Genomic DNA, 24,732 nt, shown 5'->3' with positions numbered 1-24,732 from the left:
GGACCTCGGAATCTGAATTAACAGTATTTTTTGTGGGACCGGCTTCATAGCACTGGTGGGAGCCGGCTTGCTGGCGATCGAGTGCGAAGCGCTCGCAGCAACGTTAGCGCCTGATCTGGCGCCATCGCCAGCAAGCCGACTCCCCCCTGTCATTCCAATCCAAAGAGCTGTGCCACGCTTGATAAGCGCGTGCGATGCGGTGAATCAGGCACACTGGATTATCGTTCTTCGCGGGCAAGCCTCGTTCCCACAGTGCGGCGTGATCGCCAGGGTGGCCCCTCACTATAGAGCGCCGGTATGGCGACAGCCTTTCGGGCCCATTAACCGGCATTTTTATGACGTACCGCGCGAACGCAATCAATATATTTCATCACCCGCCGATGGCTTCCTGGTCAATGCTGCTTGCGCGACCCGGCTTCGCCCCACAAGCTATGCTCCATATGTCCGACGTCCACCAAGGAAGAAGGCTCAATCCAATGCGCATACTGGTTACCGGCGGCGCGGGCTTTATCGGCTCCGCGCTTATCCGTCATCTGATCCAACATACGGACCACGATGTTCTCAATTTCGACAAACTGACCTATGCCGGCAACCTCGAATCCCTGGCCAGCATCGCGACCAACACGCGCTACGAATTCGTCCAGGCCGATATCGTCGATCAGGCCACGGTCAGTGCGGTATTGGTGCGCTTTCAGCCCCAGGCCATCATGCACCTGGCGGCCGAGTCCCATGTTGACCGTTCGATCGATGGCCCGTCAGAGTTTATCCAGACCAATATCGTCGGCACCTACAGCCTGCTCGAAGCCACGCGCCGTTACTGGCTGACGCTGCCCGAAGGCGAGCGTGGGGCGTTTCGCTTCCACCATATCTCCACCGACGAGGTGTATGGCGACCTGCACGGCGTCGATGATCTGTTCACCGAAACCACGCCCTACGCGCCCAGCTCGCCGTACTCGGCCAGCAAGGCGGCGTCCGACCATCTGGTCCGGGCCTGGCAGCGCACCTATGGGCTGCCGGTGGTGATCACCAACTGTTCGAACAACTACGGGCCGTTCCATTTCCCGGAAAAGCTTATCCCGCTGGTGATTCTCAATGCCCTGGCCGGTAAGCCGCTGCCGGTGTATGGCAACGGCCTGCAGGTGCGCGACTGGCTGTTCGTCGAGGACCACGCCCGCGCCCTGCTCAAGGTGGTCACCGAGGGCGCCGTCGGCGAGACGTACAATATCGGCGGCCATAACGAGCAGAAAAATATCGATGTGGTGCGCGGTATCTGCGCCCTGCTCGAAGAGCTGGCCCCGGAGCAACGCAAAGGCGTGGCGCACTATGCCGACCTGATCACCTATGTGGTCGATCGCCCCGGCCATGATCAGCGCTACGCAATCGACGCCAGCAAGATCGAACGCGAACTGGGCTGGAAACCGCAGGAAACCTTCGAGACCGGCCTGCGCAAGACCGTGCAGTGGTACCTGGACAACCTGGAGTGGTGCCAACGGGTTCAAGACGGCAGTTACCAAGGACAAAGACTGGGTTTCACCGACCCCAAGGATCTGATCGCATGACCAAAGGCATTGTACTGGCCGGGGGCTCCGGCACCCGCCTGCACCCCATTACCCTCGGCGTTTCCAAGCAACTGCTGCCGATCTACGACAAACCGATGATCTACTACCCGATCTCGGTGCTGATGCTGGCCGGGATTCGCGAGATCCTGGTGATTTCCACGCCCCAGGACTTGCCGCAATACCGCAGCCTGTTGGGCGATGGCAGCCAGTTCGGCGTGCACTTCCATTACGCCGAACAGCCCAAGCCCGATGGCCTGGCGCAAGCCTTTTTGATTGGCGAAGAGTTTATCGGTGATGACTCGGTGTGCCTGATCCTGGGCGACAACATCTTCCACGGCCAGCACTTCTCCGAGCAGCTGCATCGGGCCGCCGAGCATACCTCTGGGGCCACGGTCTTCGGCTACTGGGTCAAGGACCCGGAGCGCTTCGGCGTGATCGATTTCGACGAGAACGGCAATGCCCTGTCCATCGAAGAAAAACCCAAGGCGCCGAAGTCCAGCTACGCGGTGACCGGCCTGTATTTCTACGATAACGAAGTGATCCGCATCGCCAAGGACGTCAAGCCATCGCCACGGGGTGAGCTGGAAATCACCGACGTCAACAACGCCTATCTGGAGCGCGGCGACCTGCGCGTCGAGCGCTTTGGCCGCGGCTTCGCCTGGCTCGACACCGGCACCCACGACAGCCTGCTCGATGCCTCGCAATACGTGCAGACCATCGAACACCGCCAGGGCCTGAAGGTCGCCTGCCTCGAAGAAATCGCCTATCAGAACGAGTGGATCGACCGCGAGCACCTGCTCGAACGCGCCGCCTACTTCGGCAAGACCGGCTACGGCCAGTATCTGTTCAAGCTTGCAGGGGAACACCCGTGAATGTGATTGCCAGTGATTTGCCTGATGTGCTGATCATCGAGCCTAAAGTTTTCGGTGATGCCCGGGGCTTCTTCTATGAAAGCTTCAATGCCAAGGCCTTTGCCCAGGCTACCGGGATCAGCACCGAGTTCGTTCAGGACAACCATTCGCGCTCGCAGAAAGGCGTGCTGCGCGGCCTGCATTACCAGATCGAAAATGCCCAGGGCAAACTGGTGCGGGTCACTGCTGGCGAAGTGCTGGATATCGCCGTCGACATCCGCCGCAGCTCCAAGACCTTCGGCCAGTGGGTCGGCGTGCGCCTGTCGGCAGAAAACCATCGTCAGCTGTGGGTGCCGCAAGGCTTTGCCCACGGCTTCGTGGTGCTCAGCGACTACGCCGAGTTTCTCTACAAGACCACCGACTACTACACCCCCGCTGCCGAACGCTGCATTCGCTGGGATGACCCCGAGTTGGCCATCGACTGGCAACTGGACCAGGCGCCGCTGTTGTCGGGCAAGGACCAGCAAGGCAGCGACCTGAAAGACGCGGACCTGTTTCCATGAAGCCTATGAAGATTTTGATCAGCGGCCGCCACGGCCAGGTTTCCCAGGCCTTGCAACACAGCCTGGCGGATCTGGGCGAGCTGGTGGTACTGGGTCGCGACGAGCTGGACCTGGCGCAACCGGCGGCCATCGTCGAACGCGTGCTGGCCCTCAAGCCGGACCTGATCATCAACGCAGCGGCCTACACCGCCGTGGATCAGGCCGAAAGCGATGCGTTGGCGGCGTTGCGGGTCAATAGTCTGGCCGCCGGAGCCTTGGCCACAGCGGCCAAGGTGCTGGCGATCCCGCTGATTCACTACTCCACCGACTACGTGTTCGACGGCAGTAAAGTCGGGCGCTATAGCGAGGACGACCCGGTCAACCCGCAGAGCATCTACGGCGCCAGTAAGTGGGCCGGTGAACAGGCCATCGCGGCGGTGGGCGGGCAGTACCTGATCCTGCGCACCAGTTGGGTCTACTCCACGGTCGGCAAAAACTTCCTGCTGACCATGCAACGCCTGCTGCAAGAGCGCGACGAGCTGTCCGTGGTCAGCGACCAGATCGGTGCACCGACCTGGGCAGGCACCATCGCCGCCAGCACCCGCCAGTTGATCGAGCGCTGGCAGGCTGGTCAGGCAGGCGAATGGGGCACCTATCACCTGACGGCGAATGGCGAGACCTCGTGGTTCGGTTTTGCCGAGGCCATTGGTCAAGATTTGATCAATCAGGGCAAACGCTGCGCCACCCTCAAGGCCATTCCCTCCAGCGCCTACCCCACCCCGGCCACCCGCCCGCTCAATTCGCGGCTGGATTGCGGGCGGTTGCAGGAACAATGGGGCGTGCATCAGGCGCATTGGCATGGGGCGTTATTGGAGTGTCTGGCGGCGCAGGGCTGAGAACGCCACCTATTGCCGAGATTTTACTGAGCAAAAGCTATCCCGTTGAAATGAGCCAAGTGGGTGGCAACAAGTGCCAAACGCTACCCCTGAGGTGATTGACCTGGCGCCATCGCCAGCAAGCCGGCTCCTACAGCATAATGCCCAGCATGAACTCATCGACCGTCCCCCGCCGCCCCCGCTGGCGCAGTCTCGCCCTGTTGGCCCTGTGCCTGACGCCGCTGCTGTGGCCGTTGCAACACCTGGCCGAGCACTATTACCGCAGCGAGCTGGTCAGCCAGAACCGCCAGACCCTGGACCTTTACGTCGCCAACCTGCTCGGCACCCTGCACCGTTACGAGACCCTGCCGCAGATTCTCAATGACCTGCCGGTGCTGCGCGACACCCTGCTGATGCCGCAGAGCCTTAACAACGTCGATAAGGCCAACCACCTGTTGCGTGATATCGCCCAGCAGACCGGCGCCGACGTCATGTACCTGATGAATACCAATGGCCGCACTCTGGCCGCGTCCAACTGGGATCAGCGCGATAGCTTCGTCGGACGCAACTTCGCTTTCCGTCCGTATTTCAACGAAGCCATGGCGGGCAAGCTGGGCCGCTTCTTCGGTCTGGGCACCACCTCGGCCAAGCGTGGCTACTTCTTCGCCGGTGCCGTGCATGATGGCGATCAGGTCATTGGCGTACTGGTGATCAAGGTCGATCTGGACCACACCGAAACCCTGTGGGGCAAGACGCCGGAACAGCTGTTGCTGACTGACCAGAACGGCGTGGTGATTCTGACCTCGCGCCCGGACTGGCGCTTTCGGGCGACACGCCCGCTGACCAATGCCGAGAAGCAATCGATTGTTTCGGTGCAGACTTATCCGACCAACGATCCCCTGCCCCTGCGCCTGGATGAACAAGCCTGGCTGACCCAGACCCAGCAGATCGACGAAATCGGTTGGAGCGTAAATATTCTCGCGCCCCGCGCCCTGATCGACCGCCCGGTACGCACTGTGGTCGCAGTCGGCGCGGCAGCCTTGCTGGTGTTGATCTCGCTGCTGGGCATCATGATGCAGCGCCGCCGCCACTATCTGGACCGCATCGCCTTCGAAGCCAAGGCCCGGCGCGAGCTGGAAATGCGCGTGATCGAACGCACCAGCGACCTCGAAGGCCTCAACAGCCGCCTGCGTCAGGAAGTCCTGGAGCGCGAGCAGGCCCAGCAGGAACTGGTCCGCGCTCAGGACGAACTGGTTCAGGCCGGCAAGCTGTCGGCGCTGGGCACCATGTCGGCGAGCATAAGCCATGAACTCAATCAACCCCTGGCGGCGATTCGCAGTTATGCGGAAAACGCCGAGGTGCTGCTGGACCATCAACGTACCGACGACGCTCGTGGCAACCTCAAGCTGATCAGCGAATTGACCGGCCGCATGGCCTCGATCATTGCCCACCTGCGCGCCTTTGCCCGCCGCGACCGCCATGCCCCGGAAAGCGTCGCCCTGCAACCGGCGCTGGACGATGCCCTGGCCCTGCTGGCCAAACGCCGACGGGCCATGGACGTGGAGCTGATCCGCGACCTGCCCGCTGCGACCCTGTGGGTGCAGGCCGGGGAAACCCGTCTGCGCCAGGTACTGGGCAACCTGCTGGCCAACGCCCTCGATGCCCTGACCGAGAAAGGCCCGCCGCGCAAACTCTGGCTCAGTGCCGAAACCAGCGCCGAGGGCGTCAACCTGTACATTCGCGATAACGGCCCGGGGTTTTCAGCCGAAGCACTGGCCCGGGCCCGCGAGCCGTTTTTCACCACCAAGACCCGCACTCAGGGTCTGGGGCTGGGCCTGGCCATCTGCGATACGCTGATGCGCGCCCTGGGCGGCGAATTGCTGTTCGCCAACCACCCCGACGGCGGCGCCCTGCTGACCCTGCGTCTGCGAGCCGGTGCCTCCGGAGTCAACCTGCAACCGCCAGAGGATCTTTCCGCATGAGCATGGACACCGCCATCGACAGCCGGACCCAGGTGTTGCTGATCGACGACGACCCCCATCTGCGCCAGGCCCTGAGCCAGACGCTGGACCTGGCCGGGCTCAAAGTCATGTCGCTGGCCGAAGCCCAGGGCGTGGCCGCGCGCATCGAGCGGGACTGGCCGGGCGTGGTGGTCAGCGATATCCGTATGCCGGGCATCGATGGCCTGGAACTGCTCAAGCAGCTGCATGAGCAGGATCCGGAACTACCGGTGCTGCTGATCACCGGTCACGGCGACGTCCCCCTGGCCGTGCAGGCCATGCGCGCCGGGGCCTATGATTTTCTGGAAAAACCCTTCGCCAGCGATGCCCTGCTCGACAGTGTGCGCCGTGCCCTGGCCTTGCGCCGCCTGGTTCTGGATAACCGCAGCCTGCGCCTGGCCCTGAGTGATCGTCAGCAACTGAGCACTCGTCTGGTCGGTCAATCGGCGCCGATGCTGCGCCTGCGCGAACAGATCGGTGCTCTGGCCGGCACACGTGCCGACGTGCTGATCCTCGGCGAAACCGGCGCGGGTAAAGAAGTGGTGGCCCGGGCGCTGCACGACCTGTCGAGCCGCCGTAACGGCCCGTTCGTGGCAATCAACGCCGGGGCTTTGGCCGAGTCGGTGGTAGAAAGCGAGCTGTTCGGTCACGAGCCGGGGGCGTTTACCGGGGCGCAGAAACGCCGCATCGGCAAGTTCGAATTCGCCAATGGCGGCACGCTGTTCCTCGATGAAATCGAAAGCATGAGCATGGACGTGCAGGTCAAACTGCTGCGGCTGTTGCAGGAGCGCGTGGTCGAGCGCCTGGGTGGCAATCAACAGATACCCCTGGATATCCGCGTAATCGCTGCGACCAAGGAAGACCTGCGCCAGTCGGCGGATCAGGGCCGCTTCCGTGCCGACCTGTATTACCGCCTCAACGTCGCGCCGCTGCGCATCCCGCCCCTGCGTGAGCGTGGCGAAGACGCCTTGATGCTGTTTCAGCACTTCGCCGACGCCGCCGCCCTGCGCCATGGCCTGGGCAAGCACGAATTGCAGCCGGGCCAGCGCGCCCTGCTATTGCGGCATAACTGGCCGGGCAACGTACGCGAACTGCAAAACGCCGCCGAACGCTTTGCCCTCGGCCTGGAGCTGGAGCTGGAAGGCAAGGAAGTGTCTGCCAATGCCAACGGCGGCTTGAGCGAACAGGTGGAGAACTTCGAACGCGCCCTGATCGCCGCCGAACTGACCCGCTCTCACAGTTCCATGCGCAGCCTCGCCGAAGCCCTGGGCCTGCCGCGCAAGACCTTGCACGACAAGTTACGCAAACATGGGCTGAATTTCGCCGATAGTGCGAATAGTCAGGATGATCATGAATGATCGTTACATGGTGGGAGCGAATTCATTCGCGAAGGCGATGTTTTGATCGATAGAGATGTATCGAATGTATCGGCCTCTTCGCGAATGAATTCGCTCCCACAATTCAGTTCCGCAATTCGCTCCCACAGGATCGACCAAAATCGCGGCTACCTGTACTACTGGATAACAAATGACTGAGCATATGGCCCACGACCTCGAACAGGTCCTGCACCACGACATCCCCCTGACCCGCGACATGGGTCTCAAGGTCCTGAGCTGGAAAAACGGGCAACTGCGCCTGCATCTGCCACTGGCACCGAACATCAATCACAAGAGCACGCTATTCGGCGGCAGCCTGTATTGCGGCGCGGTGCTGGCAGGTTGGGGCTGGTTGCATGTGCGCCTGCGCGAGGCGGGGATCGAGGACGGGCATATCGTCATTCAGGATGGCCAGATCAGCTATCCGCTGCCGGTCAAGAGCGATGCCGTGGCCATCTGCGACGCGCCGGATGCGGCACTCTGGGACAAATTCATCACCACCTACCAACGCCGCGGACGCGCGCGGCTGGCGCTGCACACACGGATTGTCGCCGAGGGCAGTGAGGCGGACGCGGTGCGGTTTGTCGGGCAGTTTGTGTTGCATCGCTGAGGCTCATCGCCTGGTTGAATTGGAGCAACTCTTTACTGTGGGAGCGGATTCATCCGCGAAGGCATCGGTATATTCACTGGCGAATTCGCGGATGAATCCGCTCCCACAATCGGCTCCTGCATCTGTCAGTTCGAACGCGCCAACGCCAACATCTTCTCACGCCACTGCGCCTTGGCCGGCAATGCCAGGAAGAACGAATTAAGCAGCGACTCCCTGGGCGGATAGGTAAACACCTCACCCGACAACTCCAGCACCTCGCCCCCGGCACCCTCCAGTACGCCTTGGGCGGCGGCGGTGTCCCATTGTGACGTCGGCGCCAGACGCGGGTAGAAATCGGCGGCGCCTTCGGCCAGCAGGCAAAACTTCAGCGAACTGCCGATATTGGCCAGTTCCAGGCTACCCATCGCCTCTTTCAGGCCACCGAGCAGACGCTCCTGCTCCGGGCTGCTGTGGCGGCGGCTGGCAACCACGGTGAAGGCTTCGGCCGGGGCATTGCGCACGCTGATCGGCGCCAAGTGATTTTCGTCGTCACTGCGCCAGGCGCCCAGACCGTCACCACCGAAATAGGCGCGGTTGTTGGTCGGCATCGACACCACACCGAACACCACGCGCCCGTTTTCAATCAACGCGACATTGACGGTGAATTCTTCGCTGCCGTTGATGAACTCCTTGGTGCCATCCAGCGGGTCGACCAGCCACCAGCGCTGCCATTGCGCCCGCTCACTGACAGGGATATCGGCGTCCTCTTCGGACAACACATGGATGTCCGGCGCCAGGGCCAGCAGACCATCGACCAATACGTGATGGGCCGCCAGATCGGCCGCAGTCACCGGGGAATCGTCGCTTTTGGTATTCACCGCGACATTGGCCCGCCAGAACGGCAGGATCGCCTCACCGGCCTGGCGCGCCAGCTTGATCACCGGGGCCAGCAAAGGATGGGGCAGTTGGGCAAAAACGTCGGTCATGGCAAGAACACTCCGCGCTGGGTCAGCAGGTCTCGGGCCAGATACAGCGCCGCCAGGGCACGGCCTTCGCTGAACTGCGGATGCTGGACCAAGCTTGATAGCTCGCGCAGGTTGATCTTGTCCACGCGCATCGGCTCGGGCTCATCGCCCGGCAGGCTCTCTTCGTAAAGGTCAGTGGCCAGCACCACCTGAATTTTCTGGCTCATGTAACCGGGTGACAGGGACAGCTCAGTCAGATGCTCCAATTGATGCGCGCCAAAACCGGCCTCTTCCTTGAGTTCGCGGTTGGCAGCGGCCAGCACGTCTTCGCCCGGCTCGATCAGGCCCTTGGGCAGGGACAGCTCATACTCATCGGTGCCGCCGCAATATTCTTCGACCAGCACGGCATGCTCAGCGTCAAGCATGGCGACGATCATCACCGCGCCATAACCGGTGCCACGTCCCACCAGCCGCTCATAGGTCCGTTCGACCCCGTTGGAAAAACGCAGCTGCAACTCCTCGACCCGGAACAGGCGACTGCTGGCGACGATTTCGCGGGCGAGGACGGTGGGTTTCTGGCGCATGGCAAGCTCCTTGGCGTAAGCGGGGTACTATACCGTGGCTTTTCCGATTGTCTGTGTCGCAAATGCCTACGATTTGACCAAAGAGACTTACGAATGCCCTCCCTGCCCTGGCGTGATATCGATACCGTCCTGCTCGACATGGACGGCACCCTGCTCGATCTGCATTACGACGACCACTTCTGGCTGCAACACCTGCCCCAGCGTTATGCCGAGCGCCACGGCATCAGCGCGGCCCTGGCCCTGGAAGAAATCCGCCCGATCTTCGAGAAGAATGCCGGCACCCTGAACTGGTACTGCCTGGACTTCTGGACCGCCGAGCTAAACCTGCCGTTGCGCCAGCTCAAACGCGAAACCGCGCACCTGATCGCCCTGCGCCCGGATGCCGAGACCTTTCTGGCGGCGATCCAGAAGGCGGGCAAGCGGGTGATCATGATTACCAACGCCCATCGCGACTCGCTGTCCCTGAAGATGGAACGCATGCAACTGGCGCCCTATTTCGAGCGCCTGATCAGCTCCCATGACTACGGCTTCCCCAAGGAAAACACGCAGTTCTGGGACGCCCTGCAGGCCGATATCGGTTTCGATGTGGCACGCTGCCTGTTTATCGACGACACCCTGCCGATCCTGCGCAGCGCGCGCAGCTTCGGGATTGCGCACTTGTTGGCGGTGAAAGAACCCAATAGCCAGAAAGGCCCGAAGGACACCGAGGAGTTTGCGGCGGTGGGGGATTACCGGGAGTTATTGGAAGGGTTGTAACCGAACGCGATTTCGTTGGAGCGAGGCTTGCCCGCGAAGAGGTCGGCACGGATTATCAGGAATACCGCGTCAAACCTGTCGCGGGCAAGCCTCGCTCCAACGAACCTTATTGATATCTCTTAACTATTGCGGAATCCGCAACACCTGCCCCGGATAGATCTTGTCAGGATGGGACAATAGCGGTTTATTGGCTTCGAATATCTTGGTGTACTTGCCGGAGTCGCCGTACTCGGCCTTGGCAATGGAACTGAGCGTATCGCCCGCCTTCACCGTCACGAAGCGCGCCTGCGCAACCTGCGGGGCGGCTGCATGTACAGTCATGCGATCCTCAACATGCTTGATGCCGTGAGTATTGCCCACGGCCAGCAGGACCTTTTCCTTCTGCTCCTGCGTCGCCACTTCACCGCTGACAATAACTTTGTCGCCTTCGACGACTAATTGAATACTTGGATCATCCAATCCCGCATTCGCCAGATGTTTCTTGAGTTGCGCCGGGGCATTTGTGAGGTGCAACAGGTCGAGCAGTTTTTCGCCCGCCTCTTTTACGAAGCTGAACAGGCTCATAACCGTTCTCCTTCATTTATTGTTGTTACTGCCGTCCCTGTTAACTTTAGTTCGAACTGCCTGGCGGGCCGAGCGTTCCGACCAGCGTTGCACCAGCACTTGGGCGTATGTGCGCGTAGAATCAGGCGCCTGCCTTGCGTCCCGGAGTGAAGATGGACATCAAACAACTCAAATTCCTGATCGCCCTCGATGAAACCCGACATTTCGGCCAGGCCGCCGCGCGCTGCAATATCACCCAGCCGACCCTGTCCATGCGCCTGCGCAATTTGGAAGAAGAGCTGGACTTGCCCCTGGTCAACCGCGGCCAGCGCTTCGAGGGCTTTACCGCCCCCGGCGAACGGGTGCTGGCCTGGGCCCGGACCGTACTGGCCGCCTACGATGGCTTGCAGGCCGAAGCCGCAGCTTGTCGCGGTAACTTGGTCGGGACCCTGCGCCTGGGCGTGGTGCCGCTGTCGAGTTTTGACCCACTGCCGCTGCTGCGCCGCCTGCACGAAATCCACCCGGAGCTGAATTTCGAGCTGTCGTCTCTCAGTTCCGAGCAGATTCTCGAACAACTGGCGAGCAATCGCATCGACCTGGGCGTGTCCTATCTCGAACGCCTCGATACCGAGCGTTTCGATTCGCTGGAACTGGCCGAGACCCGCATGGGCCTGCTTTACGATCAGCGCCATTTCAACTTCGATGAGCCAGCCCTGGGTTGGGCACAACTGATTGAAATGCCCCTGGGCCTGCTCACCAGCGGCATGCACTTTCGCCAATCCATCGATTACAACTTCCACAGTCGCGGCCTGCACCCTCGCCCGCTATTGCAGACCGATGCCGTGCATCAGTTATTACAGGCGGTTCATGGCGGCCTGTGCTGCGCCATCATGCCCCTGGACGGCGGTCTGGAAACCCTTACCGAACACCTGCGCCTGCATCCCATCGAAGATGCCCGAACCCTCGCCGGGCTGGGCCTGATCATGCGTCGCAGTGCACCGCGTTCGGCACTGGCCGAGGCGTGCTTCGCCCTCTATCAGAAACTGCGCGAAGAACATTGATCGACGTCATCTATCGGTGCATCAGAACCACCGATTAGACGCCATCCGACAAGAGGCATAGGCTGTTAGCTATCACTCTGCCGGTACTTAACCATGCACGCCAAGCGCACGGTCAGCACGGCGCCCGCACAGTATTCGCCTGCGCCTGCCGCCAGCCAGTCCTACAGTTACTCGAATCTTACGGTCGATGATTCGGCGCAGACTGCGCTCGCCGAAGAGGTCGCCCTGGCCATTGCCTACAACGGCATCAGCCAGGCGGTCATGCTGGTGACCCCGACCGATCTCGAAGACTTCATCGTCGGTTTCAGCCTGGGCAGCGGCATCATTGCCTCGCCCGATGAAATCTACGACCTCAAGCTCAGCGGCTGTGGCTCGGCGCAACATGCCGAAGTGGAAATCGCCAGCCGTGCGTTCTGGAACCTCAAGCAACAGCGCCGCCAGTTGGCGGGCACCAGCGGTTGCGGCCTGTGCGGCGTGGAAGCGGTCGAGCAAGCTTTACCCGAACTGAATGTATTGCCCGGCGCACCGCTGCCGCCTGCGCAATGGCTGGAAGGCCTGCGTCAGCGCATAGGCGAGTTCCAGCCTCTGGGTCGTTATTGCGGCGCGGTACATGCCGCCGTGTTTATGGACGATAAGGGCCAATTGCTGCTCGGTCGCGAAGATATCGGCCGACACAACGCCCTCGACAAGCTGATCGGCGGCCTGATCCGTCAGGACATTCCTCTGGCAGGCGGCACAGCCATTGTCACCAGTCGTTGCAGCCTTGAGCTGATCCAGAAAGTCCTGCGTGCCGGCATCCAGACCTTGGTCAGCCTGTCCGCCCCCACCGGCCTGGCCCTGCAATGGGCGCGTCGGCACAACCTCAATTTAATTCACCTGCCGCAACACAGTGCGCCGCGGGTCTATAGCCCTGCGATGGAGAGTCAAGCGTGAGCATGCACAATCAAGCCGACAAGACCCCTACCCCACGTTACAAGCCGTACAAAGGTGCGGCGGGCGGTTGGGGCGCACTGATCAGCGTGACCCAGGCCTGGCTGACCAGCGACAACGCGCTGAAAAACCTGCGCATGATGCTCAAGACCAACCAGAACGGCGGCTTCGACTGCCCCGGTTGCGCTTGGGGCGACTCGCCGGAAAGCGGCATAGTCAAGTTCTGCGAGAACGGCGCCAAGGCGGTGAACTGGGAAGCGACCAAACGCCTGGTCGGCCCCTCGTTCTTCGAGCGCTACAGCGTCAGCGCCCTGCTTGAACAAAGCGATTACTGGCTTGAATATCAGGGCCGCCTGACCGAGCCGATGGTCTACGACGTCGAGACCGATCGCTATAAGCCGATCAGTTGGGACGGCGCCTTTGCCCTGATCGCCAAACACCTGAACAACCTGCCAAGCCCGAACATGGCCGAGTTCTACACCTCGGGCCGGGCCAGCAACGAAGCCGCCTACCTGTACCAGCTATTCGTGCGCGCCTACGGCACTAACAACTTCCCTGACTGCTCGAACATGTGTCACGAAGCCAGCGGCGTTGGCCTGTCCCAGAGCGTCGGCGTCGGCAAAGGCACTGTGACCTTCGACGACTTCGAACATGCCGACGCGATCTTCGTCCTCGGCCAGAATCCCGGCACCAACCACCCGCGCATGCTCGAACCATTGCGCGAAGCGGTGAAGCGCGGCGCGCAGGTGGTGTGCGTCAACCCGCTCAAAGAGCGCGGCCTGGAACGCTTCCAGCACCCGCAACATCCGCTGGAAATGCTCACCAACGGCTCGGAACCGACCAACACCGCGTATTTCCGTCCGGCCCTGGGTGGTGACATGGCCTTGCTGCGCGGCATGGCCAAGTTCCTCCTGCAATGGGAACGTGAAGCCCAGCAGGCCAACGCCCCTTCGGTGTTCGACCACGCGTTCCTCAACGAACACACCCACGGCGTGCTGGACTATCTGGCCGCCATCGACGACACCTCGTGGGAGTCTATCGTCGAGCAGTCCGGCCTGACGCTGCAGGATATCGAGCTGTCGGCGCGGATGTACCTCAAAGGCAAGAACGTGATCATGTGCTGGGCGATGGGCATTACCCAGCATCGCCACTCGGTGCCGACCATCCAGGAAATCACCAACCTGATGCTGCTGCGCGGCAACATCGGCCGCCCGGGCGCCGGTCTGTGCCCGGTGCGCGGCCACAGTAACGTGCAGGGCGACCGCACCATGGGCATCAACGAGCGCCCTCCGGTGTTCTTCCTTGATGCTTTGGAAAAGCGTTTCCAGTTCAAGGTCCCTCGCGAAAACGGCCATAACGTGGTCGAGGCAATTCATGCCATGGCCGAAGGCCGCGCCAAGGTGTTCATCGGCCTGGGCGGCAACTTCTCCCAGGCGACGCCGGACAGCGCCCGCACTGTGGCGGCCCTGCGCAACTGCGACCTGACCGTGCAGATCAGCACCAAGCTCAACCGCAGCCACCTGACCCACGGTAAAGACGCACTGATCCTGCCGTGCTTTGGCCGTACCGACATCGACATCCAGGCAAACGGCCCGCAAGCCGTGACCGTGGAAGACTCGTTCAGCATGGTCCACGCCTCCAACGGCCAGTTGAAACCGCAATCAACCCAGATGCGCTCGGAACCGGCCATTCTCGCCGGTATCGCCAACGCGACCCTGGGCAAGCAACCGGTGGACTGGCTGTGGCTGGTAGAAGATTACAGCCGCATCCGCGACCTGATCGCCGACACCATCCCAGGCTTCAAGGACTTCAACGAGCGGGTCAAGAATCCCGGCGGCTTCTACCTGGGTAACGCCGCCGGCGAGCGCCGCTGGAACACCGCCACCACCCGCGCCAACTTCAAGGCCAATGCCCTGCCGCTGGACCTGATCCACGAGAGCGTTCGTTCGACCGGGCAGATCCCGGACCTGATCATGCAGTCCATGCGCTCCCACGATCAGTACAACACCACTATTTATGGCCTGGACGACCGCTATCGCGGGGTCAAGGGCCAGCGTGACGTGTTGTTCGTCAACGAAGCGGACATCGTGCGCCTGGGCTTCCAACCGGGTCAGAAGGTCGATATCAGTTCTATCTGGGGCGATGAGCATGTGCGTCGGGTCAAAGGTTTCACCCTGCTGCCATTCGATATTCCGGCCGGCCAGGCTGCGGCCTACTACCCGGAAGTGAACCCGCTGGTGCCGCTGGAAAGCGTCGGCGCGGGCAGCAGCACACCGACCTCGAAGTTCGTGGCAATCAAACTGGAACGGGCGAGCGAGTCGGCGCGGATTATCTAACGCCGGCAATGGATAGGGGCCGAACGCTGTGGGAGGGAGGGCGAATTATGTGGGAGCGAATTCATTCGCGAAGAGGCCGGTGCATCCGCCTCAGACACATCTCCTGAAACACCGCTTTCGCGAATGAATTCGCTCCCACAGCAATAATCGCTCTGACAATGCGCCGGTGCAGAAAACAAAAAAGGCCCGTTTCCTGCGAAACGGGCCTTTTGCTTAAGTAACTTATGACCACTCAAAACCAACTAAGTTTCATAGTAAAAACAACATGTTAGTTATTTGTGTAGCAGTCGTGTTACTCGTCGGAAACGAGTTGAGAGATTGTTAGTTGCGCCTCAGGATCGCGCCGTCATCCCTATGAGATTCACTACATGAAGTATTCCTCGATTCTGCTGTTGTCTCTTACTTTGGCCAGTGGTTTCGCCTCGGCTGGCGGAACTGCAGAGGCTGGTGTAGGCGGAGCATTGGGTGGGGTACTCGGCTCGGTAGTCGGCCAACAATTGGGCGGCAGTACCGGTTCGGCCATTGGTGCAGGCCTGGGTGGTGCAGCAGGCGGCGCGGTGGGTGCTGACCGGCGCAACCGTACCGAAGCCGCCATTGGCGGCGGCCTGGGCGCTGCAGGCGGCAACGTGATCGGACGCAGTGTTGGTGGTAATACCGGCAGCCTGATCGGCGCAGCCGCAGGCGGTGGTGCCGGTGGCGCTCTGGGCAACTACATGGGTAACGAAAGCCGCGACGACGGCCGTAACGACCGTCGCTACCGGGGTCGCGATGACCACCGCGACTACCACGGCCGCCGCGGTCATGCTCGCGGCCACTACCGCCATCGCTAAGTCCTGAAGGGCTGGTTCAAATTCAGACCAGCAAAACCTGCATGGCCAGGCGCAACGCCTCAGGAATGGCTACCGGACGATTCGAAGCACGGTCGACAAAGACATGCACGAAACGTCCGGCGGCACAGGCTTCTTCCTCGCCAACTTTAAATACCGCCAACTCGTACTGCACCGAACTGTTGCCCAACTTGCTCACGCGCAGGCCAACCTCGATCATTTCCGGGTAGGCAATCGAGGCAAAGTAATCGCAGGAAGAACTGACGACAAAGCCGACAACGGCGCCATCATAGATATCCAGCCCGCCGCGCTCTATCAGGTAGGTGTTCACGGTACTGTCGAAAAAGCTGTAGTAGGTGACGTTATTTACATGACCGTAGATATCGTTGTCATGCCAGCGCGTGGTGATCGGCTGGAAGTGTCGGTAATCAGTGCGTTGCGGGGTTTGCTCGGGCATGGACAGCCTCTTGTTCAGGGGGGGGCGGGCAAGATTTGTTTCGGGATCGACACGCAATACTAGCAAACAGCTATAAAGGCGGTTTACCCTTCGCCGCACGGACTATTGCCACGCCCAAAGAGACCAGTGAAACGGAATGGATTCCCAGAACCAGCAAGCCGACGACGGCATCATTCGCATCCAGCGACTGACCCCGGACCAGTTCGACGTAGTGCTGGGCCCTGCCAGCAAGCGCAAGCCTGCTGCAGCCCGCAGACGCCCGCCCTATGAACTCTATGCCATCATCCTGGGGATCGTGATCGTCAGCGCTTTGCTGGTCGCTCAATTATTGCCACGCCGTCCTGCGCCGACGCCCGCTATCGACCAAGTTGTTGCCGCGCCTGTTACGGATACCCAGCCAGAGCCCCAGCTCACGCCTGTCGCGCCCGTCGCTGCTGCGGTTGCACCTGTCAGAACGCCGCAACCCTCCGCCGCAAATCCAATTCAGCTGGAGCCTTACGACGGTCCCAATGTCGTTACTCGCCCGCAGCCCGTCGAGGTGCAACCGTTGGACAACTGCCTGAAAGACGGCAATGTCATCGACGAAAACGTGCTGAACTGCCGCTTTGGCCAATTGCCGCGCCCGGAGCGCAAGCCGGTGGCCCAGGGCATGGTCTCTTCCAGTTACATGGCTGAGTTAAAGGCTGAAAAGGCACGCAACAAGCCAGCGCGCTCCACATCTGCGGCGGAATATACGACCATCGCTATTCGCGAATGGGACGGCCGCAATCGCTACGAGGCAAAATGGCGCAGCATCGATAACCACGTTGACAACGCCAGCGTCTGCGCCAACTTCCCTGCCGAATCCGTCGAACGACGCGAGTGCCGCAAGGCCGCCAAAGTATTTTTCAAAGAAGCCTGCAACGACTGGGGCATACGCTTCAGACGCGACCGTGACGACGCCAGCAAGAGAATGGAGCAGCGTTATTGCGAGGCTATGGGAAGTTACGAACCCTAGGGTTGATCAACGCTAACGAGGGTATCTAACGCGTACGAACACCTCTGTTTGGTTGAATCGTTAGTTGTTCGAAAAAGTATCGATAAATCTACTCATTAATACTGGCCTTGCGCTTTTATTGGCCTTACCCTCCCTTGCTGACAACGCTTCGCATCAAGGATGAGCAATGAGCGCAAGGAATTATCGAGACCTGGAAAAACCGGGTAGCTACGAGCCCCTAAGCGTGGACGACGAGGACAGGCCGCAGCGCAACCGCAAGCGTCGTTCGGGTATCACCCGAGCAGTCTGTTGGGCCAGCCTGGTGTTAGCGCTATGCATGGCCGCGGTTGTTTTCGCCTTCAGGGATTTACCACCACTGGTAAAACCTGACGCCATTGCTTTCCAGACCCCATACCCGGTTGTGGCCGACCCCGTTCCGCCGATCTACACCACCACTCACGCCCCGGCGAAGCGCCCACTGAGCGACTGCATCAAGCCCGGCAACCTCATCGATGAGGCTGTCGCGACGTGTCATTACGGCCAGTTTCCCCAGGCAACGACCCAGACCAACGGAGCGGGCCTGGTATCTGCGCAATATATGGCGCGGCTCAAGGCCGATCGCCCCGCCCCCCATCAGAATCGTACAGCGCTTGCCAGTGTAGAGCAGGCGACTATCTGGCAATGGGATGGCAAGCGCACGTACTTCGCCCAATGGCTGGTAGAAGCCAATCGCATCGATGACAGCAGTGTCTGCGGCAATTACCGGCGCGGCTCAGTGGAATATCGCGAATGCCGCAAGGGTGCAAAAGTGTACTTCCGCGATCAGTGCCAGAGCTGGGGCAAGCGCTGGGATCAGAGCGGAGGCGTTGGCAGCAAGGTCGCCCAGGAGCGTTTTTGCAGCGCGGCGAGCAACTTCAATCCGATAGGCTAAATCGCTGAAATTTTTTTCAAATCACCGAGAAAAAACCGAAAAAAGCCGAGGCTTCGCGGTTTTAGTAATGCGCTTCGGGAATCGGCAAAAAGGGCGATTTTACGAAATGTTGTTTTCTTACAACGTTTTGCATATTTGGCATTGTTAGTGCGGGAGCGGATTCGTCCGCGAACAGGCCCGTACATTCGATGCATCTGCGACGCCTGAAACAGTGTCTTCGCGGATAAATCCGCTCCCACAGAATCCGGTTCGGTACAGACCAGGCCAAAAAAAACCGCCCCGAAGGGCGGTTCTTTTCAGTCAGCCAGTCCGATTACAGCTTCGGACCCGCTGCCTTGATCGCGTCGCTCACGTCGAACTTCTTGAAGTTTTCGATGAACAGGGTCGCCAGGGCCTTGGCCGACTCATCGTAGGCCGCCTTGTCTGCCCAGGTGTTGCGCGGGTTCAGCAAGCCGGTTTCTACGCCTGGAACCAGTTTCGGGACGTCCAGGTTGATGGTTTCCAGGTGCTCGGTTTCAGCACCGATCAACGCACCGCTCTGGATCGCTGCGATCACGCCGCGAGTGGTCGGGATGTTGAAACGCTTGCCGACGCCGTAGCCGCCGCCAGTCCAGCCGGTGTTGACCAGATAGACCTTGGAGCCGAAGCCGCGGATGCGCTTGATCAGCAGCTCAGCGTATTCGCCAGCCGGACGCGGAAAGAACGGCGCGCCGAAGCAGGTGGAGAAGGTCGACTTGATGCCCGCGCCTGAACCCATTTCAGTAGAGCCAACCAGTGCGGTGTAGCCCGACAGGAAGTGGTACGCGGCCTGTTCTTCGCTGAGGATCGACACTGGCGGCAGTACGCCGGTCAGGTCGCAGGTCAGGAAGATCACGGCGTTTGGCTCGCCACCGAGGTTTTTCGGTGCGCGCTTTTCGATCAGTTCGCGCGGGTAAGCGGCACGGCTGTTCTGGGTCAGGCTGTCATCGGCGTAGTCGGCTTTCTTGGTGACCGGGTCCAGGACCACGTTCTCCAGGACCGCGCCGTGCTGGATGGCTTTCCAGATAACAGGCTCGTTCTTCTCGGACAGGTCGATGCACTTGGCATAGCAACCGCCTTCGATGTTGAACACCACGCCAACGCCCCAGCCGTGCTCGTCGTCACCGATCAGGTAACGGCTTTCGTCGGCCGACAGGGTGGTTTTACCAGTGCCGGACAGGCCGAAGAACAGCGTTACATCGCCTTCTTCGCCCATGTTGGCAGCGCAGTGCATCGGCAGAACGTCGACCGCTGGCAGCAGGAAGTTCTGCACCGAGAACAGGGCTTTCTTCATCTCACCGGCGTAACGCATGCCAGCGATCAGGACTTTTTTGGCGGCAAAATTGATGATCACGGTGCCGTCGGAGTTGGTGCCGTCACGCTCAGGCTCGCAGACAAACCAAGGAGCATTCTGGATCTGCCACTCGTCCTTGCCAGCCGGGTTGTACTGTTCAGGATTGATGAACAGGCAACGGCCGAACAGGTTGTGCCAGGCGGTCTCGGTGGTCATCTTGACCGGCAGGTAGTGCGCCGGGTCAGAGCCTACATGAACGTGGGAAACGAAACGCTCGCGCTCGCCCAGATAGGCAGCAACGCGGTCCCACAGGGCGTCGAACTTGTCGGCCGGGAACTTGCGGTTGATCGGTCCCCAGGCGATGGCGTCCTGAGTGCTCGGCTCTTCAACAATGAAACGATCGACTGGCGAACGGCCAGTACGATGACCCGTTTTCACAACCAGTGCGCCGGTATCAGACAGTTCACCTTCTTCGCGCTGCAGAGCTTCTTTAACCAGCTCGTCGATGCTCAGATCGGTGTACACGGTGTTGTTTGCTTGCGTCATGAGGGTCCCCGTCGGCCAGTGGCCGAGTGTTCCGAACGTTTTTGTAGTAAAAAAACAACCACTACTACAGCTTAAAAGTGGGCCGGATTATGCCAGAACTGCCTGAAAAAGGTAGGACCCTCCGGTCAGAACAGGCCCTGGGCTTTCCAAGGGCCGTTCCGAGCGCAATCAAGACGTTATCAATGGCGCGTATCGGATGGGGAGTCGACGCCGCCACCGGCGAACAGCTGGGCGATGTCAGCGGCATCGAATAGATAGCGCTGGTTGCAGAACTGACAGTCGATCTCCACCGAGCCGTTATGTTCCTCCACCAACTGCAGGGCGTCTTCCAGACCCAGGCTGACCAGCGCATTGGCCGAACGCTCGCGCGAACAACTGCAACGGAACTGCAACGGCTGCACTTCGAACAGCCGCACCACTTCCTGGTGGTATAGACGATGCAGGATGGTTTCGTTGTCCAGGCTGAGCATTTCTTCGGCGCTGAGGGTATCGGCCAGCGTCAGCAAATGCTCCCAGCTGGCGGCGCGCTCGTCCTGATCGGGAAGGCGCGCAACGGGCAGTTGTTGCAGCAGCAGGCCACGGGCGCGCTTGCCATCGGCTTTAAGCCAGAAGCGCGTACCCAGTTGCTCGGACATGACGAAGTAACTGGACAGGCTGGCAGCCAGGTCCACGCCGTCCAGGGCAACGATGCCCTGATAGCGCTTGCCCTGGCGCGGATCGATGGTCAGCGCCAGCGAACCGTCGGGCATCAGGTCTTGAAGCCCGGCACCGGGGGTAATCAGGGATTCGTCGTAACGGGCGATGCCGCGCAGCTCGCGCTCGCTTGAGCACTCGACCATCAGCAGCGGCACGGCGCCACTGGAACGCGCCTGAAGAATCAGCAGACCATCGAACTTGAGGGTGCCGACCAGCAGCGCAGCCGCCGCCATCAGCTCACCCAGCAATTGCGCGACCGGCTCGGGGTACGGGTGTTTGGCCAGCACTTCGGCATAACTGCGCTCAAGGGCAACCAACTCGCCACGGGTGTCGCTGTCGTCGAAGATAAAACGCTGGGAGAAATCGATATCCGGGAATTCATGCATAAGAGAGGGCATCTGAATAATGACAAAATGTGTTCAAGCGACTATAAATCGCCGTTTGGCACCGAGGCGGTGCGGATTAAGGGGCAGTTTATGGAGTATCCGGCACTCTTCCAAGCCAGGTGGAACGTCCGCCAGCTTGTGTTGTGCAATTTGATCGCCTTCGCCCTGTTGGCGATCTGGGCATGGCCCATGGGGCACGCGCTGCTCACTCAATTCGACGAGTGGCTGTTCCATCTGCTTAACCGACCACTGGAGCAGAACGCCATGTGGTTGAACGTCTGGACTGTCGCCAGTATGCGGCCTTTCGACGCTATCGTCGGCCTGATTCTGTTGATGTTGCTTATCAAGGGGAATTGGGTGTTCAAGGCGATTCAGGTGCGCTCAGCGATCTTCGGCTTCGTCTCGATCCTGCTTCTGCTGCTGGTCATCCGCACGCTGTTTTCCAAGCTGATCGACGGCACCCCGTTGCAGCACGACAGCCCGTCGCTGGTGCTCAAGGATGCCATTCGGCTGAGCGATATCTTCCCGCATCTGGAAAAGCGCTGGGCCTTGAAAGACAGTTCCGGCCAGAGCTTCCCCGGTGACCACGCTTCCGTGCTGCTGATCTGGGCCTTCTTCATGACGGTGTTCAGCCGCACCTTCGTCCAGCGCCTGGTGATCTGGGCCTTGTGCCTGCTGTTCATGATGCCGCGCCTGGTGGCGGGTGCGCATTGGGGCCAGGACGATTACATCGGTGGCGTGATGATCGCCCTGCTGGCCCTGGGCTGGGGTTACTACACGCCGTTCGCGGCCGTGGCGACCAACTTCTGGCTGAAGGTGACCGCGCCGATCTTTAGGCTGCTGGAGCGTTTGCCGCTGCTCAATCGCATGAGCGTGGTCAGCGGCCGTTAGTCGCTGCTGTGAAACTGAAATAGCTGCCGACGCTGTTTCTTGGTCGGCTTGCCGTCGGTAGTAACGCCCAGATTGCCTGCCTTGCGCTGGGCTGCGGCGTTCTCCCGACGGGCGATACTGTCCGGCGTCTCGCTGTAGAGCGTCTGCGCCTCAGGTGCGCCACGACGAACGATCGACAGCGCCTGAACCACCACCGTGCGCTCGTCAAATCCGGTACGTATCTGCAACTCGTCGCCTATATGCGGCTCCTTGCCCGGCTTGCACCGTTCGCCGCGACAATGCACCTTGCCACTTTCAATCGCCGCCTTGGCCAACGCCCGGGTCTTATAGAACCGCGCAGCCCACAGCCATTTATCCAGACGAACCTTGTCGTCATCTTCTGGTTTTTGTGCCATATGGATTCCTCGGCAGAATTTATCGGAACTGTACTACGTCATATCGGGCACGCAGTAATGGATCTTCGCGGTTAGACTGCAATGACCGGATCCGGCCCCTGCTCAAGGAGTGTGAAGTGACTGAATTTCCTGAATCATTGATCTCTCCCTCCACCAGTTGCGAGGGCTGCAGCCAAAATACCCCGCTCGGATTTGAATTCGACTTCGCCTATCAACCGATCATCGACCTGCGCGACCGCTCGATCTTTGCTCATGAAGCTCTGGTAAGGGGCACTAAAGGTGAAGGCGCGGCCTCGGTGCTGGAACAGGTCAACGACAGCAACCGCTATCGTTTCGACCAGCAGTGCCGCACCAAAGCCATCAAAGGCGCTTCTCATCTGGGAATGAGTTCGTATCTGTCGATCAATTTCATGCCCAACGCGGTCTATCGTCCCGAGCTGTGTATTCGCAGTACCCTGGAAGCAGCGCGAGAGCACAATTTCCCGCTGGAAAGGCTGATTTTCGAAACTCTGGAAAGCGAACACATAGATAACTATCGCCATCTGACGCACGTTCTGCGTGAATATCGCGAATTCGGTTTCAAGACCGCCATTGACGATTTCGGTGCCGGCTATTCCGGCCTGGCGCTGCTTGCTGATTTTCAGCCCGACCTGCTGAAACTGGATATGGGCCTGATCCGCAATATTCATCTCGATCGGGCTCGCCAGGCGATCGTGCGCGGGGTTGTCACAATGTGTACGGACTTGGGGGTTACAGTCATCGCCGAAGGCATTGAACAAGCCGAAGAACGTGACTTTCTCGCCGATTGCGGGATTTTTCTGATGCAAGGCTACTGGTTCGCCAAACCTGCATTCAAAGCATTGGCCCAGGTCGACCCTGGCGTCTGGCAGACAGCGTGATAAGTACGGAATCGCCTTGAAAACATTCGATCATCTGACAGTTATCGGCCTGCGCGAGTGGGTGGCGCTGCCTGACCTAGGGGTCGCCGGCCTGCGCGCAAAAATCGACACCGGGGCCAGCACATCCAGCCTGCATGCCACGGAAATCGAACCCTTTGAACGCGACGGCCAGAAGTGGGTCCGATTCAACGCTCATCTGGGCACCCTGGTACAGCTGCGCCATCGGCGTTGCGAAGCCCAGTTGGTGGCTATGAAAACCATAAAAAGTTCCAACGGTCATTCCCAGGTGCGCTATGTGATTCGCACCACGCTCGCCATGGGCGACCGGGTGTGGCCCGTGGAATTCACCCTGGCCTGTCGCAAGGCCATGCGGTATCGCCTGCTGCTGGGTTCCAACGCTTTGATCGACGGCCAACTGGTCGTCAATCCGGGCATTACATATGTTCAGGACAAGCCGGCATTCCCGGCCTCTACTACCTCTGCCACAGGTGCTGCATGAAGATCGCTGTGCTTTCGCGTAACCCGCGTCTGTATTCAACCCGTCGACTGGTCGAAGCTGGTATTGAACGTGGCCATGAGGTGGTGGTGATCGACACCCTGCGCGCCTACATGAACATCGCCAGCCACAAACCGCAGATTCACTATCGCGGCAAACCGCTGGAAGGCTTCGATGCGGTGATTCCGCGCATTGGCGCCTCGGTGACGTTCTATGGCTGCGCGGTGTTGCGCCAGTTCGAAATGATGGGCGTATTTCCACTCAACGAATCGGTAGCCATTGCCCGCTCCCGGGACAAGCTGCGCTCACTGCAGTTGCTGTCTCGACGCGGCGTCGGCCTGCCGGTAACCGGCTTTGCCCACTCCCCGGACGACATCCCCGACCTGATCCAGATGGTCAACGGCGCCCCGCTGGTGATCAAGGTGCTGGAAGGCACCCAAGGCATCGGCGTGGTCCTGTGCGAAACGGCCACAGCGGCCGAATCGGTGATCGAGGCGTTCATGGGCCTCAAGCAGGACATCATGGTTCAGGAGTACATCAAGGAAGCCGGGGGCGCCGATATTCGCTGCTTCGTAGTCGGCGACAAGGTTATCGCCTCGATGAAGCGCCAGGCCAAGCCGGGGGAGTTCCGCTCCAACCTGCACCGTGGCGGCAGCGCCAGCCTGATCAAGATCACCCCGGAAGAACGCATGACCGCCATTCGCGCCGCCAAGGTCATGGGCCTGAGCGTTGCGGGTGTGGATATCCTGCGCTCCAACCATGGGCCGCTGGTGATGGAGGTCAACTCCTCGCCGGGTCTGGAAGGCATCGAGACCACGACCAACAAGGACGTGGCCGGGATGATCATCGAGTATCTGGAGAAGAACAGCGGGCCGCATATGACACGTACGCGGGGGAAGGGCTAAAAACGCAGCTACAAGCTACAAGCTGCAAGAAGGTTTGGCCTCGCTTGT

General features: G+C 60.4%; 25 protein-coding genes. 18 read left to right on the top strand and 7 right to left on the bottom strand.

The genetic code is table 11. The features are described 5' to 3' along the window. Nucleotides 1-476: 476 nt before the first annotated feature. From rfbB to M2401_RS15040, 7 genes are all read left to right on the top strand, one after another. On the top strand, nt 477-1,559 hold the full coding sequence (gene rfbB, locus M2401_RS15070; protein WP_259104037.1) for a dTDP-glucose 4,6-dehydratase: 1,083 nt from the start codon (nt 477-479) through the stop codon (nt 1,557-1,559). Beyond that, nucleotides 1,556-2,431 (top strand): glucose-1-phosphate thymidylyltransferase RfbA, encoded by an 876-nt coding sequence (rfbA, locus tag M2401_RS15065; protein ID WP_259104036.1) that lies wholly within the window; start codon nt 1,556-1,558, stop codon nt 2,429-2,431. The genes rfbB and rfbA overlap by 4 nt, the downstream gene beginning before the upstream one ends. Further along, on the top strand, nt 2,428-2,973 hold the full coding sequence (rfbC, locus tag M2401_RS15060; protein ID WP_259104035.1) for a dTDP-4-dehydrorhamnose 3,5-epimerase: 546 nt from the start codon (nt 2,428-2,430) through the stop codon (nt 2,971-2,973). The genes rfbA and rfbC overlap by 4 nt, the downstream gene beginning before the upstream one ends. A 5-nt stretch (nt 2,974-2,978) precedes the next feature. Next, nucleotides 2,979-3,848, top strand: a complete 870-nt coding sequence (gene rfbD / locus M2401_RS15055) for a dTDP-4-dehydrorhamnose reductase (protein ID WP_259104034.1) — start codon at nt 2,979-2,981, stop codon at nt 3,846-3,848. Between the two features lie 149 nt (nt 3,849-3,997). Beyond that, a complete protein-coding gene (locus M2401_RS15050; RefSeq protein ID WP_259104033.1) occupies nt 3,998-5,809 on the top strand; it encodes an ATP-binding protein in 1,812 nt (603 codons plus the stop codon). Beyond that, complete coding sequence (locus M2401_RS15045) at nt 5,806-7,185, top strand: sigma-54 dependent transcriptional regulator (RefSeq protein WP_259104032.1); 1,380 nt, start codon at nt 5,806-5,808, stop codon at nt 7,183-7,185. Before M2401_RS15050 ends, M2401_RS15045 begins: the two co-directional genes overlap by 4 nt. Before the next feature lie 169 nt (nt 7,186-7,354). After that, nucleotides 7,355-7,813, top strand: a complete 459-nt coding sequence (locus tag M2401_RS15040; protein WP_259104031.1) for a thioesterase domain-containing protein — start codon at nt 7,355-7,357, stop codon at nt 7,811-7,813. Nucleotides 7,814-7,938: 125 nt separating this feature from the next. On the opposite strand, the gene cysQ is transcribed toward M2401_RS15040, so the two are convergent. Both cysQ and nudE read right to left on the bottom strand, forming a co-directional pair. Next, nucleotides 7,939-8,778 carry a 3'(2'),5'-bisphosphate nucleotidase CysQ gene (gene cysQ / locus M2401_RS15035; RefSeq protein WP_259104030.1) on the bottom strand — a complete coding sequence of 280 codons (840 nt, stop codon included), beginning with the start codon at nt 8,776-8,778 and terminating at the stop codon, nt 7,939-7,941. Next, nucleotides 8,775-9,341 carry an ADP compounds hydrolase NudE gene (gene nudE, locus M2401_RS15030; RefSeq protein WP_259104029.1) on the bottom strand — a complete coding sequence of 189 codons (567 nt, stop codon included), beginning with the start codon at nt 9,339-9,341 and terminating at the stop codon, nt 8,775-8,777. Before nudE ends, cysQ begins: the two co-directional genes overlap by 4 nt. A gap of 93 nt (nt 9,342-9,434) precedes the next feature. On the opposite strand from nudE, the gene yrfG reads away from it, so the two are divergent. Further along, a complete protein-coding gene (yrfG, locus tag M2401_RS15025) occupies nt 9,435-10,097 on the top strand; it encodes a GMP/IMP nucleotidase (RefSeq protein ID WP_259104028.1) in 663 nt (220 codons plus the stop codon). Between the two features lie 123 nt (nt 10,098-10,220). Here yrfG and lysM read toward each other — a convergent pair whose 3' ends face one another. After that, nucleotides 10,221-10,661 (bottom strand): peptidoglycan-binding protein LysM, encoded by a 441-nt coding sequence (gene lysM, locus M2401_RS15020; RefSeq protein WP_259104026.1) that lies wholly within the window; start codon nt 10,659-10,661, stop codon nt 10,221-10,223. Nucleotides 10,662-10,813: 152 nt separating this feature from the next. Here lysM and M2401_RS15015 point away from each other — a divergent pair, with 152 nt between their 5' ends. From M2401_RS15015 to M2401_RS15000, 4 genes are all read left to right on the top strand, one after another. Continuing rightward, a complete protein-coding gene (locus tag M2401_RS15015; protein ID WP_259104025.1) occupies nt 10,814-11,701 on the top strand; it encodes a LysR family transcriptional regulator in 888 nt (295 codons plus the stop codon). A gap of 93 nt (nt 11,702-11,794) precedes the next feature. Continuing rightward, complete coding sequence (fdhD, locus tag M2401_RS15010; protein ID WP_259104023.1) at nt 11,795-12,634, top strand: formate dehydrogenase accessory sulfurtransferase FdhD; 840 nt, start codon at nt 11,795-11,797, stop codon at nt 12,632-12,634. Between the two features lie 2 nt (nt 12,635-12,636). Continuing rightward, a complete protein-coding gene (locus tag M2401_RS15005) occupies nt 12,637-14,967 on the top strand; it encodes an FdhF/YdeP family oxidoreductase (protein WP_259104472.1) in 2,331 nt (776 codons plus the stop codon). Between the two features lie 368 nt (nt 14,968-15,335). After that, nucleotides 15,336-15,797, top strand: a complete 462-nt coding sequence (locus tag M2401_RS15000) for a YMGG-like glycine zipper-containing protein (protein WP_259104022.1) — start codon at nt 15,336-15,338, stop codon at nt 15,795-15,797. Nucleotides 15,798-15,819: 22 nt separating this feature from the next. Here the strand turns inward: M2401_RS15000 and M2401_RS14995 are convergent, their stop codons facing one another. Further along, the gene (locus M2401_RS14995; RefSeq protein ID WP_259104021.1) at nt 15,820-16,251 is read right to left on the bottom strand and encodes a thioesterase family protein; all 432 of its coding nucleotides are present in this window, start codon (nt 16,249-16,251) and stop codon (nt 15,820-15,822) included. 136 nt (nt 16,252-16,387) lie between these two features. On the opposite strand from M2401_RS14995, the gene M2401_RS14990 reads away from it, so the two are divergent. Then, nucleotides 16,388-17,248 (top strand): hypothetical protein, encoded by an 861-nt coding sequence (locus M2401_RS14990; protein WP_259104020.1) that lies wholly within the window; start codon nt 16,388-16,390, stop codon nt 17,246-17,248. Nucleotides 17,249-17,414: 166 nt separating this feature from the next. Next, a complete protein-coding gene (locus M2401_RS14985) occupies nt 17,415-18,158 on the top strand; it encodes a hypothetical protein (RefSeq protein WP_259104019.1) in 744 nt (247 codons plus the stop codon). A 313-nt stretch (nt 18,159-18,471) separates the two neighbouring features. Here the strand turns inward: M2401_RS14985 and M2401_RS14980 are convergent, their stop codons facing one another. Next, complete coding sequence (locus tag M2401_RS14980) at nt 18,472-20,016, bottom strand: phosphoenolpyruvate carboxykinase (RefSeq protein ID WP_259104018.1); 1,545 nt, start codon at nt 20,014-20,016, stop codon at nt 18,472-18,474. A 179-nt stretch (nt 20,017-20,195) separates the two neighbouring features. Continuing rightward, nucleotides 20,196-21,098, bottom strand: coding sequence for an Hsp33 family molecular chaperone HslO (gene hslO, locus M2401_RS14975; protein WP_259104017.1), 903 nt, complete (start codon nt 21,096-21,098; stop codon nt 20,196-20,198). Between the two features lie 90 nt (nt 21,099-21,188). Between hslO and M2401_RS14970 the strand changes: the two genes are divergently transcribed. Beyond that, nucleotides 21,189-21,989: a phosphatase PAP2 family protein gene (locus M2401_RS14970; protein WP_259104016.1), complete on the top strand. Its 801-nt coding sequence runs from the start codon at nt 21,189-21,191 to the stop codon at nt 21,987-21,989. Here M2401_RS14970 and M2401_RS14965 read toward each other — a convergent pair. Beyond that, on the bottom strand, nt 21,986-22,384 hold the full coding sequence (locus tag M2401_RS14965) for an RNA-binding S4 domain-containing protein (RefSeq protein ID WP_259104015.1): 399 nt from the start codon (nt 22,382-22,384) through the stop codon (nt 21,986-21,988). The genes M2401_RS14970 and M2401_RS14965 overlap by 4 nt on opposite strands. 116 nt (nt 22,385-22,500) lie before the next feature. Between M2401_RS14965 and M2401_RS14960 the strand changes: the two genes are divergently transcribed. From M2401_RS14960 to rimK, 3 genes are read left to right on the top strand one after another with little or no spacing between them, the layout of a single operon-like run. Further along, on the top strand, nt 22,501-23,283 hold the full coding sequence (locus M2401_RS14960; RefSeq protein WP_259104014.1) for an EAL domain-containing protein: 783 nt from the start codon (nt 22,501-22,503) through the stop codon (nt 23,281-23,283). Between the two features lie 49 nt (nt 23,284-23,332). Beyond that, nucleotides 23,333-23,782: an ATP-dependent zinc protease gene (locus tag M2401_RS14955; RefSeq protein WP_259104470.1), complete on the top strand. Its 450-nt coding sequence runs from the start codon at nt 23,333-23,335 to the stop codon at nt 23,780-23,782. Next, nucleotides 23,779-24,684 carry a 30S ribosomal protein S6--L-glutamate ligase gene (rimK, locus tag M2401_RS14950; protein ID WP_259104012.1) on the top strand — a complete coding sequence of 302 codons (906 nt, stop codon included), beginning with the start codon at nt 23,779-23,781 and terminating at the stop codon, nt 24,682-24,684. The genes M2401_RS14955 and rimK overlap by 4 nt, the downstream gene beginning before the upstream one ends. Nucleotides 24,685-24,732: the final 48 nt, after the last annotated feature.

The sequence above is a fragment of the Pseudomonas sp. JUb42 genome (assembly GCF_024807945.1).
Lineage (GTDB): Bacteria > Pseudomonadota > Gammaproteobacteria > Pseudomonadales > Pseudomonadaceae > Aquipseudomonas.
Note: the sequence above shows the minus strand (reverse complement) of the source record. Positions and strands in the feature narration are given on the sequence as shown.

What these genes read in the sequence shown, in the direction of transcription:
- rfbD (WP_259104034.1), top strand. Translation starts at nt 2,979, where the DNA reads ATGAAGATTTTGATCAGCGGCCGCCACGGCCAGGTTTCCCAGGCCTTG.
- M2401_RS15005 (WP_259104472.1), top strand. Translation starts at nt 12,637, where the DNA reads ATGCACAATCAAGCCGACAAGACCCCTACCCCACGTTACAAGCCGTAC.
- M2401_RS15015 (WP_259104025.1), top strand. Translation starts at nt 10,814, where the DNA reads ATGGACATCAAACAACTCAAATTCCTGATCGCCCTCGATGAAACCCGA.
- M2401_RS14985 (WP_259104019.1), top strand. Translation starts at nt 17,415, where the DNA reads ATGAGCGCAAGGAATTATCGAGACCTGGAAAAACCGGGTAGCTACGAG.
- M2401_RS15050 (WP_259104033.1), top strand. Translation starts at nt 3,998, where the DNA reads ATGAACTCATCGACCGTCCCCCGCCGCCCCCGCTGGCGCAGTCTCGCC.
- M2401_RS14980 (WP_259104018.1), bottom strand. Translation starts at nt 20,016, where the DNA reads ATGACGCAAGCAAACAACACCGTGTACACCGATCTGAGCATCGACGAG.
- M2401_RS15045 (WP_259104032.1), top strand. Translation starts at nt 5,806, where the DNA reads ATGAGCATGGACACCGCCATCGACAGCCGGACCCAGGTGTTGCTGATC.
- rimK (WP_259104012.1), top strand. Translation starts at nt 23,779, where the DNA reads ATGAAGATCGCTGTGCTTTCGCGTAACCCGCGTCTGTATTCAACCCGT.
- M2401_RS14990 (WP_259104020.1), top strand. Translation starts at nt 16,388, where the DNA reads ATGGATTCCCAGAACCAGCAAGCCGACGACGGCATCATTCGCATCCAG.
- cysQ (WP_259104030.1), bottom strand. Translation starts at nt 8,778, where the DNA reads ATGACCGACGTTTTTGCCCAACTGCCCCATCCTTTGCTGGCCCCGGTG.
- yrfG (WP_259104028.1), top strand. Translation starts at nt 9,435, where the DNA reads ATGCCCTCCCTGCCCTGGCGTGATATCGATACCGTCCTGCTCGACATG.
- nudE (WP_259104029.1), bottom strand. Translation starts at nt 9,341, where the DNA reads ATGCGCCAGAAACCCACCGTCCTCGCCCGCGAAATCGTCGCCAGCAGT.
- M2401_RS14970 (WP_259104016.1), top strand. Translation starts at nt 21,189, where the DNA reads ATGGAGTATCCGGCACTCTTCCAAGCCAGGTGGAACGTCCGCCAGCTT.
- rfbB (WP_259104037.1), top strand. Translation starts at nt 477, where the DNA reads ATGCGCATACTGGTTACCGGCGGCGCGGGCTTTATCGGCTCCGCGCTT.
- M2401_RS14995 (WP_259104021.1), bottom strand. Translation starts at nt 16,251, where the DNA reads ATGCCCGAGCAAACCCCGCAACGCACTGATTACCGACACTTCCAGCCG.
- M2401_RS14965 (WP_259104015.1), bottom strand. Translation starts at nt 22,384, where the DNA reads ATGGCACAAAAACCAGAAGATGACGACAAGGTTCGTCTGGATAAATGG.
- M2401_RS15000 (WP_259104022.1), top strand. Translation starts at nt 15,336, where the DNA reads ATGAAGTATTCCTCGATTCTGCTGTTGTCTCTTACTTTGGCCAGTGGT.
- hslO (WP_259104017.1), bottom strand. Translation starts at nt 21,098, where the DNA reads ATGCATGAATTCCCGGATATCGATTTCTCCCAGCGTTTTATCTTCGAC.
- fdhD (WP_259104023.1), top strand. Translation starts at nt 11,795, where the DNA reads ATGCACGCCAAGCGCACGGTCAGCACGGCGCCCGCACAGTATTCGCCT.
- rfbA (WP_259104036.1), top strand. Translation starts at nt 1,556, where the DNA reads ATGACCAAAGGCATTGTACTGGCCGGGGGCTCCGGCACCCGCCTGCAC.
- M2401_RS15040 (WP_259104031.1), top strand. Translation starts at nt 7,355, where the DNA reads ATGACTGAGCATATGGCCCACGACCTCGAACAGGTCCTGCACCACGAC.
- lysM (WP_259104026.1), bottom strand. Translation starts at nt 10,661, where the DNA reads ATGAGCCTGTTCAGCTTCGTAAAAGAGGCGGGCGAAAAACTGCTCGAC.